The organism is Xanthobacter oligotrophicus (assembly GCF_008364685.1).
Taxonomy (GTDB): domain Bacteria; phylum Pseudomonadota; class Alphaproteobacteria; order Rhizobiales; family Xanthobacteraceae; genus Xanthobacter; species Xanthobacter oligotrophicus.
In genome coordinates this window covers 232,392-243,475 of record NZ_VTTL01000003.1, presented here as the reverse complement: position 1 = coordinate 243,475, position 11,084 = coordinate 232,392, and the positions used below count along the sequence as shown (strand labels likewise).

Here is an 11,084-nt window from a genome sequence, read left to right as displayed (position 1 = left end):
CTCTCCGTGAGGGAGAGAGGAGATGCCACAAAGATGCGACAGAAATGGTCGCACGATGAGCATCGTCCCCGAACAGCCCCGAAGGCGCCGCCAAGGCGATCCAGCCCGAATGCGACCGTTTCTGTCGCATGTCAATGGCATCCCTAATCAGGCCAACGGAGGGGGTGCATGCAGACTTTTGAACCCGATCGGACGCCGCGCGGCCTCATCTTGTGGGGCATGATCCTCATCGGCCTCGGCCTGTTCGGCCTCATGATCGCCGCCATCGCCCTCCTGATGTTCGGCTGGCTGTGACGGCGGGCGCCTTCGACCCCACGGCGCGGCCGACGCCCCAGCTCGGCATCTTCTGGCTGGTGCCTGCGCCCGGCGGGCCGGTTCTGCTCTGCGACAGCACGCCGTTGTCGCAGGCGGAACCTTATGGGGCGTGCCTGGGCCATCCCCGGGGGCATTTCGAAACATGGGAGGCCTGGCGCGCCCTCGGGATGCGCGGCCTGGCGCGACTGGCGCTTCCCGCTTGCATCCTCGACCATGAATATGAGGACTTCCCGCGGGGCCGCATCGTCTATCAATGCGGCCCTGGAATTTTCATTCTCTATGCGGATCCGGGCCTCCACACGCCCCGGCGCCGCTGCGCTATCCTCGCCCGCTTCGCCCTTGAGGCCGCGCGCGTGCGATTTGCGGTCGACGCGCATTATCGGCGGTACTGAGGGGGATGGACGCGGCGCCGCCCGAACGACAAGGGCATGGACGAAGGGCGCATCCGAGGAAAGGAAAGGTGCAGGTTTGACTCGCATTGACCCCATTCAGACGGCCCACCAGCTTCTGAGCGAAGTGGCGGCCTGCCGCACCGTGGTGGAAGCGGCGCGGCGACAATATGAGGATCGCCTCGCGCCGGATTTCAGTCCGCTCCAGTTCCTGTGGCTCGACGAACTCATGTGGTCGAGGCTGATGGCATGGCTGCTGAACCCGCGTGAGACCCACGCGCAAAAGGGGCGCTTCCTCCATCTGTTCGTGCGCAACCTGGTTCCGGGGGCCGGCCTCTGGTCCGAAAAGGACTGCGACCAGGCCCGTGTCGAGATTGAACACTCCTTTTCTGATGGCCGCATCGACATCGTCGTCGAATGCGGTGAGCGGTTTCTCGTCATTGAAAACAAACCCTATGCCGCAGACCAGGACCGGCAGTTGCAGCGCTATTTCACATATGCGGATCAACTCAGCCGGGCGCATCTCAAGGCCACCATCGTCTACCTGACAGCCGATGGTCGGCTGCCTTCGAAACACAGCCTGGATCACGAGGTGGCGGAGGCGAGACAGCGCGACGGAACACTCGTCTGCCTCAGCTACCGGGACCTCGCGCTATCGCCTCGACCGGGGGAACCCGCGTGGCTGGATGCCTGCCGACTGGCATCCCGCTCCCCCCGCGTGGCAAGTTTTATCGAAGAAATTCAAGCACAGATCAAAGCGGAGTTTGTCGGCATGCGTGACATGAACCAAGATGACGCTCTTGTCAGCCTGATGTCCGGCCGTTCGGACTTCATCCGTTCCGCGTTCGATGTCCAGCGTTCGCTCTTAGAGATGAAAAGAGAACTTTTCAAAGCGCTGGTTTCGGATATCAGCAATAACGAAGGCGCCGGCTTGCTGAAATCAGAATTCAGGAATGACGGTTTCACACTGAATTTCGAGACTGCGAGCCAGATCCCCTTCATCGTTCGGGTGCAGGCGTTCGACATGATGGCCATCGGCCTCATGCGACGCGAGGAGAAAAACTCCCAAGATCCCATGCGCATTGCTGAAGGGCGCGCATATGCCTCTCGCCTGACGGGTCTGGTGGCCTCGGAGAAATGGGGCGACGACCTTTGGGCGTGGGTGTTTCTGCCCAATGTGGGAAACGACCTGTGTCCACTGCCGGCAGATTTCTGGGCCAACCCCGAGCCGTGGGTCCAGGTCGCGGAGCGGGAAAGGGGCCATCGCGGTCCGGAAACCGATGTGGCGGGAAAGATACTGGCGGCCGTCCACAGGATCAGGGACGCACTCGGCACCGCCCCCGCAGAACCCGTCCTCCTACCGTCCGCTCCGATGGCAAAGCCCTGACGGGAAACGCGCCGCGCCCTGCGCGACCTCAATTCTTGCCGCGGATGCCCCTGGAACGGGTCCGCGTGGGGCGTTCGTGGCCCGCGAGCGCTGCCTTCAGTTCTGCAATCATCTGGTCCCGAAGCTCTGGCGGCTCGACAATCTCCACCGTGGCGCCCCAGGTGAAAAGGTGATGCACCATTTCCAGCTTTCCTCCGGCCACGAACGACACCTCCAGCCGGCCATCCTCCAGCCTCCGGGCCTCCTGTGTGGGGTGAAACACCATGCGCGCGGCCGCCTCTGACGCCTCTGACCCGAAACGCAGGACCACGCGGATGGCGGGCTCCTGGAAGGTGCCGAAGGAGCGGGCGGCATAGGCATCGAGGTTGAAGTCCTCGGGCGGCCCGCCGGCCTGGGCGGTCATCTTCACGCCCCGCATGCGGTCGAGACGCCAAAGCACGGCGTCGGGGCGCCCCGCCTCGCGGCCAACCAGATAGGCATTGGCACCGAACAGAAGGCCATAGGGAACGACGGTGCGCACATAGCCGTCCGGCCCGTCCGGCAGGGGATAGTAAAAGCTTACGCGCATCATGGCGATGAGGGCTTCCCGCAGGATCTGAAGGGTCGCCTCATCGGTGACGACGTGGGGGCCCACATGCCGGGCGATGGCCTCCGCGCGGCACAAGGCTTCCATATCGGGGGCCAGCATGCGGCGCGTGGTGTCGCGCAGGGCGGCGGTGATCTTAGTCTGCAAGGTCCGCAGCAAGGCGGCGCGCGGCTGGTGGCCGGCCTGCTGGAGCCCCTTGCAGGCCGTCTCCAGTTCCGCAAGCTCGCTGACGCTGGGCGCGATGAAGAAGGCGCCGAGCCCGCCCGTGATGCGAAAGCGCTTGAACCTGCCCTCCTCCAGGGTCTCGAAGCCGGGAAACAGATCCTGCACCGCATTGCGCATGCGCTCGGCGGTGCGCCGGTTGACCGAGAACTGGCTGGCGATCTCGTCCAGCGAAAGCCCCTCCGCCGAGGTCGCAAGCGCCTGGGCGAGCTTCAGAAGGTTCGCCGCCTTTTCAAGGCGGATGGTGTCCTGGGCCACGCTGTTCCCTCCACAATCGCCGCTATTTCATCCCATACGTCACCGCTCCGCGCCCCAGCCAATGGATGCCCATCAGAATGGGCTCCCGTGCGAAGCCCAGGGCGCGCACGGCCGCTGCGTAGGAGGACAGTTGCGGCCAGTGATGGGCGAAGCGGGCGTCGCAATCGGAGACCGCATCGCTCTTGTGATCGATGATCGCAAGGCCGGCCTCGCCCCGCGCCACAAGGTCCAGAGCCGCGCTGACACGGGCGCCGCCGGGCAATTGCACCTCGATCGGCACTTCGGTCATGAGCGTGCCATAGCCCCTGCTGGCCAGCCAGGCGCGAAGAGCCTCCGCCTGCCGGGTGAGGATGGAACAGGCCTCTCCACTCAGGCCGAGGCGCGGCGCAGCGTGGTCCGCCATGTCGGGGCGCACGAGAAGGATGCGCAGCATGTCATGGAGCGCCGTGCCGCGGTCGGTGGCGCTGGCGAAGGTCTCGGGCGGCATGGACAAGGCCGGGCCGATGGCGTCCGTGGCAAGCCCAACCGGGGGGGCGGAAAGGGCCGTGTCGAGGCCCGAGGGCACGAGCAAGGCCGGCCCGCCATCCGGCCGCGGCAGGCGTGGGAGGATGGCGCGCCGCCCCAGTCGCGCCAAGGACTGCGCCCGGGCCGGCGGCTCCCCCTCGCATTCGGGTGGCATTTCCTTGCCGCAGAAGGAGATGCGGGCGGGAAAGGCCGCCTTGCCGAGCCGGATGTGCCCCGGCTCCAGCTTCATTCCGCCGGCGACAAGCAGGGCGCAGCCGCTGAAGGGGGGCTTTTCGCCGGCCTCGGCCTTCTGCGCGAAGGTTTCCGGCCATTCCAGCACCAGCACGTCCCGCGCCCGCGTGAAGGCCACATAGAGCAGGCGCCGCGCCGTGTCCTGCGCCTGGGGCGCTTCGCCGGCCAGAAAGCGTTCATTGGTCCCGGGCGCATGGAATTTCGGCGTGTGGGCGAGATGAGTGCGCTCCAGCATGCCGTCGAGGTCGCCATAATCCTCGCACGCCGCCCGCCATCCGCCCACGCGGGGCCCGAACTCCTGGTCGAGCCCCACCACCGCCACCACGGGCCATTCCCGCCCCTTCGAGGCGTGCCAGGTGAGGATCTCCACGCCATCGGCCACATTGCCGGTGGGATTGGGGCGCTGGTCGAAGCCGCGCTCGCCTTGGCGCGATTCCATCCAGCCCAGGAACACCTTGACCCCGAAGCCGTAGAAGCCCGCCGCCGCCCGCATGTCCCGATGGGTGGCAAGGAAGCCTTCGGCCTCGGCTTCCAGGCGCAGCAGGTCGGCGCGGGCCTGCGCCGGGTCGTCCTGAAGGTCGGCCCAGTCACGCAAACCCGCCGCCGCAATGGCCGCGCCGAGCAAGGCGCGGACGGTGTCGCTCGGCCTGGAAGCGGCAAGGGCCCGCAGGCGCGCAAGGGCTGGATGGTCGAGAGTGCCGCCGTCCAGCATCTGCTTGAGGGCGGTTTCAAGAGGCAGAGCGGGCGGGCCGAGCGTCGCGAAGCACAAGGCGGCGTGGCGGTCCTGCGGGTCGTCGGCCACCTGGAGCGCGAACCGCGCCGCCTGCACGATGGGGCTCGTCCACCAGCCCGAACCCGCCACGCGGACGGGCACCCCCAGGCGCGCCAATGCCGCCGCATAGGCCTGGCACTGCGTATGGGTGGGGCAGAGCACGGCCAAATCCCCCGGGCCGGGCGGACGCAAGGCGCCGGATTGGCGGTCGCGTATGCGCGTGTCGGGGCGCGTGAGCAAGGCGCGCAGATGGGCGGCGAGGTGATGGTAGGGGCGCAGCGTGCCGCCTCCCGTGCGCGGCGCCTGCGTCGCCACCACCTCCAAAGCGAAGCCGGTGCCGTCCGGCTGGGTGGGCGTGAGGGGATCGTAGCGGCCGGGAAACAGCTGTGCGCCCACCGCATTGACGAAGGCCATGATACGCGGCGAGGAGCGCCAGTTGCGATCGAGCGGCGCGACGCCGGAGGCGAAACGGGTGACGAGGGCTTCCATCAGCCGGGCATCGGCGCCTTGGAAGCCCATGATGGCCTGCTTCACGTCGCCCACGATGATGGCCCGGGGCGCCCCCTGGATGAGCGGCCAGAGCAGGGCGAACTGGGCCGGATTGGTGTCCTGGAACTCGTCGACGATGACGCAGTCGATCTCGCCCAGCACCGCCGCACGGATGCGGGCATTCTCGCGCAGCAGGCGCCCCGCATCCGCCACCATGTCTGTGAAGTCGATGACTCCGAGGGCGCGCTTGCGGGCGGCATAGCCCTTGAGGATCTGCTGCGCACCCGTGATCAGGCACCGCGCATGGCGGCAGGCATCCTCCAGGGGGCCGGGATGGCTGGAAAGGGCGGACGCCGCCTCCATCACCGCGCGGGCGAGGTCGTCATAGCCCTCGGGCGTCGGCGTGCCGCGCCGGGTGAGGCGCAAGTCGCTCAGCGCAACCCACAGGCCCCAGTCCCGCTCCAGGCGCGCCAGGTCCTGCGCCGCGCGGAGCGCCTGGTGATCGCCCCGGAAGGTGTCCCGGGCCGTCTTGTTCATGTCGGGCCGCGACAGGCTGCCTGGGAAGCGCTTCAGCAAGGTAGCCACCGCGCCATGGAGCCGCGTCGCCAGCGCCAGCGCCTCCCCCTGGGCCGCGCCATAGGTGGCGCAGATGGCGGCCTCGGCCCGTGCGGGCAGCGTCGGATCGAGCCCGCGCGGGCCCATGGTGGCGAGCAGCGAGACGGTCTCGAACACCCGGCCGCGAAACTCCGCTTCCGGTGTGGTGCCGAGTGCAAAGCGATAGCCGTAGCGCGCAAGGTCGGCGGACACCTCGGCGAGGTCGTCCGCATGGGGCAGCTCGGTCCGGATCAGGAGGTCGCGCTCCTCGTCCGAGAGCAGGCGGGGCGCTGGCGACGCGCCGGCGGCCAGAGCGTGCTCGGTGAGCAGGCGCAGGCCGAGGCCGTGAATGGTGGAGACATAGGCGCGGTCCACCGCCAGCGCCCCCTCCATGCGCCCCTCGGCGATGAGGCTCGCGCGGATGCGATGGCGCAGTTCCCCCGCCCCCGCCTCGGTGAAGGTCACGGCAAGGATTCGCTCCGGGCGGACGGAGCCATCCTTCACCCAGTCCAGCAGGGTCTGCTTGATGTGGTGGGTCTTTCCGGCGCCGGCGCCGGCGGGCACGATGCGAATGTCAGGCATCGTCCCCCTCCTGCGCGGGCGCTGCGGGCGTGAAGAGGCCAACAAGCGGGCTCGTCTCCAGGGCATAGAGCCCGACCCCGGCCTTTTCGAGCATTGTACGTTCCGCCGCCCCTGGCAACCGCAGTGTGCCGGCCCGCAGGCGCGCGATCTCCTGCGTGACGCGAACGGTGGCGGCGCTCGATATGTCGGTGTCGATCACCTCGACCCCGCCTGGCGGGGCGACGATGGAGAGGCCATTCAGCAGCAAGATGCCATCCCGCGTGGTGTGATACGCGACGCCCATGGGGCCGCCTCGGGCGAGAGCTTTCACCTCAAGGCCAGCCTCCGTGGGGACGCTGGCCACTTGGTTCGCGAGGCTTCGATAGATTTCCACCTGAAGGTCGAAACCGCTTTCCATGCGCTGGCGCCGGGTGCCGGACCCGCTGGTCTTGTGGTCCACGATGACGAGGCGACCATCGGGCAGCAGCAGCACGCAGTCCACGAAGCCCCGGCAGGGCACACCCAGCGCCGTTCCGCGCAGGGGCAGCTCACTGGCGATGACGCGGGCACCCAGCGCCTCCAGCATCGCCCGCCAGGAGAGAGCCGACGTCGTGAACTCCCGCTCCATGGACTGGCGCTCCACCATCCAGCCGCCACTGGCAAGGAAGGGCGCCGACGCCGCAATTTCCGCCGCCAGCAGATCGGGAAGCCGGGCGCGGATGTCCGCCTCGGACGGCTGGGGGGCATCGGGCGGGAACAAGTGCTCCACCACCTTGTGAAACAGGCTGCCTTTGGTGAGCACATCCAGCGTCTCCGGCGCCCAGGGCCGGTCCAGGATGTCCAGCTCGTTCAGCAGCCAGGCCAGCGGGCTGACGAGAAGCGTATCGAGCCGCGTCGGCGACTGGGGGCGGGGGCGACCTTCCGCATCGGTCCGCAGCGCCAGAAGATCGGTGCCCAGCGCCAGAGTGGACGGCACACTGAGCGGTGGCAGACCGGCGCTTTTGGTTTCCGGCGCCACCGGCAGCCTCTCCTCCGGCAGATGCCGCTCGTCGGTGAGGTCGACGATGAGATGGTCGGGTTCCTCGATCCCCTCGAAGCAGCGCGCCATGAAGGCGAGGGAGGCGGACGGCGCGCTCCGCGCGCCCATCAGGTCGCGATAGGGCACCAGGACGGTGAGACTCTCGCTGGCAGCCGCAAGCTGCGAGCGCAGCACCCGCAGCCGCCTAGCCAAGATGGCTTCCTGGCTCGGCAGATCGAGGCCGCATTGGGCGCGGATCTCCGCCACCTCGCTGTCCAGGAAGAGAGGGCTCACCGGCGGCGTGGCCGGAAAGGCGCCGGCATTGAAGCCGAGCACGATGAGGCGCCGCACCGGACCGGTTGGCGGCTCGCCATCCACCAGGATCGTAACGCCGCCGAGGCATGCGGGACTGGGACCCTCGTCCCGCGCGCCGCCCACGGGCACCCCGGCGAGCAGATCCTCCCACGGCACCTCGCTCTCGGCCGGACGTGCGAGGAGCGCAAGCCGGATCGGCCGGGCCAGGTCGCCCAGTCGCTCCACGTCATCGGCGAAGGCGGCATCGCGGGTGAGGTTGCGCAGGAGCGTCGCCAGCCGCTCGGCGGCATCATGCGCCTTCGGGACGCGCCGGTCATTGAGGAGTTGGGCCATGGCGAGGGCTGGACCGGTCAGTGACACGCCATGGCGCCGATCAAAGTTCCCCTCCATCACCCCATCGGACATCCGGCGCCCATCCTGCGCCGGCCACGGCATGAGCGGAGAGCGCACCAGGGAGGCGAGCGCCATTGCCGGAGCCGGCTGGCGCAGGCAAGGGAGGCAGTGCAGCAAGCACTCCCCGGCCAGATCCCGCTTTGCCCCCTCCGACGGCAGCCCCGAGAGCGGCAGCCCGGCACGGGCGAATGCCTCGCGAACGAACGGCACATATTGGGGGCCGCCCGGCAGCAGCAGGCCGATCTCGGCCGGCGTGAGCGAGGCATCCCCATCAAGCCAGCTCTGGGCGAGGCTCGCCGCGAAGTCCGCCTCGGCCGCGGCATCCCGCAGGCCATAGACATGCACGCTGTCATCCAGCGGCCGACGGGTGGCCGCCTGGGCGAGAAACGTCTCCTGGAGATGGGCCAAGGCGGAACCGGGCCGGCCGTGGCAGCGATCGCGCGTGGCGATGAGGGCGCCCCGGCGCGCCGCAAGGTCGTCGGGCGCGCCGTGATGGCGCAGCAAGGTGTCGAGGACGGCGCGCTCCACCGCCGTCAGATCGGGATCGGCCGGATCGTGGACCACATGGAGCGGATCGATGGCCTCATCCGCCTCCGCCTCCAGGATCGGGCGCAAAAAAGCGAGGTCGTCCGGCAGGAGGTCGCCCAAGCGGACCCATAGCGCCAGAAGGGCCGAGAGGTGATGATGCGCCCGCGACTGCGGATCAAGCCGGGACAGGTCGATGCCGTCGGGGCGCAGCGTGCCGCTCGCCAGCATCACGTCCCGAAGGGCGCGCTCTACCGCCCGTGCCGTTTCCCCCGGCGCGACGGCAAAGCTCGCCGCCCATGGCCCCGCCGCCAGATGAGGGCGCAGGGCCTCGCCGAAGGACAGGTCCGCCGCCTGGGTGGGCGGCAGATAGGCCCGCTCCAACAATGCCCGCCGCAGGGGCACATAGGCCGGAATGAAGCCCCCGGCCTGACAGGCCAAGACACCTTGGAACATCGCTCTCTCCCGCCCCGACCCTTCTAGATGTCCGATTGGCCCTGGCTGGCCGCGATCCTGGCGTCGCCATGGCGATCCGGGATGGCGCCTCGCGCGTCCCGCGAGGAAGAGGCGGCCTCAAGGTCGGCCTTCTCAGCGGCGGCCACGAGCAGGGTTGCGAGGCGGGAAGCCTGGTCCAGCGCCTCACCCCATTTGCGATGCAGGTCATCCACCATGGCCATGAGCCGGTCATTCCTGGCTTCGAGACGCGAGATCTTGCGCTGCAAGTCGTCTTCGGTTTCCGCCATCGCACATCCCCAAACTTTCTCAGTTCCCTCTTCTGGCTCCCATCCACGACAGTTCCGGTCGTCCGTCAGCCGGGGTCGGGTCCATAGAGGATGTCCGCGCGCACCTTCGCCCGCGTGAGCGCCGTGAAGAGGAGGCGGGAGGCCGGCGTGGCCGTGGGATCGGCAGAAAGGGGCGGCACATCAGTGATGATCACCGCATCCGCCTCCTGCCCTTTGAAGCGAAAGATCGTGTCAAAGCGGATCTGCCCGCTGTCCATGATCTGGTTGCCTTGCGGGTCATAAATGCCGGTGGGGCGCGCGAGCGTGAAAGCGCCAACCTTGGCCGCGTGCGCGAGTGTGGCCGAGCCGAGCCCCCGCAGCGACAGGACCACGATATCCTGCGCCTTGAAGCCCTGTTTCAGGTGTTCCGTCACCACCGCGCCCACTCTGCGGGCGACATCGGCCGGCGCCTTGCACTGGTGTTCTCCGACCCCGAGGCCCGGCAGGGGATTGCGGGCGTCGAAGTCCAATCCCGGCAACAGGTCGCGGATGAAGGTGGCGATGGACTGGGGCGTTCGGTAATTGCCCTGCGCGTTGAAGGTCACGAAGCCGAGGTGGGAAAACGCCTCTTCGATGCTGCGTCCGGCCTCCTTGCCATAGCGGATATCCTGGTCTTGATCCTCGAACCAGATGATGTGCGGCACCTCTTTCATGAAAAGGCCAAGAATATCGAGCCAGTCTGAATCGAAATCCTGGCCCTCATCCACGATCAGCGTGTCGAACCGCCAGTCATCCGGCACAGTTTCCAGGATCACTCGCTCCTGAACCTCTCCCCAGAAGTCGGGGCGGGACATGGTGCTGAAATCGATGCACTGCCCTCGTGAGGCCAGGAAGCGGTCCAGCAGGCCGTGGAAGGTGGTCACCTCGCACGTTGCGGGGGCTTCGGCGCGCAGCCGTTCTGCCAGTGGACGGTTGAAGCACACCAGTAGCGGGCGCCTTCCGTGCGCCACCTCGCGGGCGGCGCACGCGAGCGCCGCCACCGACTTGCCGCTGCCCGCCGTACCGCGCACCCTCAGGCGCATGGGGTTCATTTCAATGGCCGCGACGATGCCCGCAAGCCCGCCGCCCGGGATGCGCGCCATGGCCTGCTCGCCGGCGCGCACATGGGCATGGATGTCCGGCACCAGATGGAACAGATTCTCGAAAAAGCGACGGACCAGTGCCCCTTCGCGCCCGTCGGTCCCGGCGGGCAAAAGCGCCATGATACGCTCCGGCAAGCCCTCCGCCGCCGTCGCATCCACCACCCGATCGGCCAAAAGCCCCGCGCCGACAGCCCCCTGTAGCCGGTGGTCAGGACAATAGAAGAGGTAATCCAGTGTCAGCTGATGGCCGGTCTGCCGCAGGAATTGCTTGCGCAGGGCGTCCTGATTTCGGTGGATCTGCGGTGCCACCAGCTTGGGCACCGCCCCGTCATAGCGCTTGGCAAGGCCCTCCGGCGTGTCCTCCAGCCGCCCCGCCTTCTGCTCGATGATGACCACCTCGCCCGAGCGGTTGACGATGACGAAGTCCGCCTCGCCGAACATCACGCGTGCGCTGGTGGAGAGCGACCAATGGACGGAATGGTAGACCGCATAGTCCGCGGGCAGGCGGCGGCGCAGCAGATCCAGGGTGCGCAATTCGGAGGTTTCGCCCAGCGACAAATGGAGCGGCGTTATGTCCGAGGGAAAAAGCTCCGCCACTCGACCCACCTCCCGCCGCGTTAATATGCTCGTCTTAAGGGTA

The 11,084-nt window shown here is 68.0% G+C and carries 8 protein-coding genes; 3 read left to right on the top strand and 5 right to left on the bottom strand.

The window, feature by feature from the left end:
- Nucleotides 1-168 precede the first annotated feature (168 nt).
- The 3 genes from FZ033_RS24515 to FZ033_RS06080 all read left to right on the top strand — a co-directional run bounded on the left by FZ033_RS24515 (nt 169) and on the right by FZ033_RS06080 (nt 2,091).
- Nucleotides 169-294 carry a hypothetical protein gene (locus tag FZ033_RS24515; protein ID WP_269149853.1) on the top strand — a complete coding sequence of 42 codons (126 nt, stop codon included), beginning with the start codon at nt 169-171 and terminating at the stop codon, nt 292-294.
- On the top strand, nt 291-707 hold the full coding sequence (locus tag FZ033_RS23980; RefSeq protein WP_188079336.1) for a hypothetical protein: 417 nt from the start codon (nt 291-293) through the stop codon (nt 705-707). The genes FZ033_RS24515 and FZ033_RS23980 overlap by 4 nt, the downstream gene beginning before the upstream one ends.
- 76 nt (nt 708-783) lie before the next feature.
- Nucleotides 784-2,091, top strand: a complete 1,308-nt coding sequence (locus tag FZ033_RS06080) for a PDDEXK-like family protein (protein ID WP_188079335.1) — start codon at nt 784-786, stop codon at nt 2,089-2,091.
- 28 nt (nt 2,092-2,119) lie between these two features.
- Here the strand turns inward: FZ033_RS06080 and FZ033_RS06075 are convergent, their stop codons facing one another.
- From FZ033_RS06075 to FZ033_RS06055, 5 genes are all read right to left on the bottom strand, one after another.
- On the bottom strand, nt 2,120-3,157 hold the full coding sequence (locus FZ033_RS06075; RefSeq protein ID WP_210247866.1) for a helix-turn-helix transcriptional regulator: 1,038 nt from the start codon (nt 3,155-3,157) through the stop codon (nt 2,120-2,122).
- Between the two features lie 22 nt (nt 3,158-3,179).
- Nucleotides 3,180-6,350, bottom strand: coding sequence for a UvrD-helicase domain-containing protein (locus FZ033_RS24510; protein ID WP_188079334.1), 3,171 nt, complete (start codon nt 6,348-6,350; stop codon nt 3,180-3,182).
- Complete coding sequence (locus FZ033_RS06065; protein ID WP_149575247.1) at nt 6,343-9,036, bottom strand: PD-(D/E)XK nuclease family protein; 2,694 nt, start codon at nt 9,034-9,036, stop codon at nt 6,343-6,345. The genes FZ033_RS24510 and FZ033_RS06065 overlap by 8 nt, the downstream gene beginning before the upstream one ends.
- A 23-nt stretch (nt 9,037-9,059) precedes the next feature.
- Nucleotides 9,060-9,323, bottom strand: coding sequence for a hypothetical protein (locus FZ033_RS06060; protein ID WP_149575246.1), 264 nt, complete (start codon nt 9,321-9,323; stop codon nt 9,060-9,062).
- A 65-nt stretch (nt 9,324-9,388) separates the two neighbouring features.
- Nucleotides 9,389-11,041 carry an ATP-binding domain-containing protein gene (locus FZ033_RS06055; RefSeq protein WP_188079333.1) on the bottom strand — a complete coding sequence of 551 codons (1,653 nt, stop codon included), beginning with the start codon at nt 11,039-11,041 and terminating at the stop codon, nt 9,389-9,391.
- Nucleotides 11,042-11,084 lie beyond the last annotated feature (43 nt).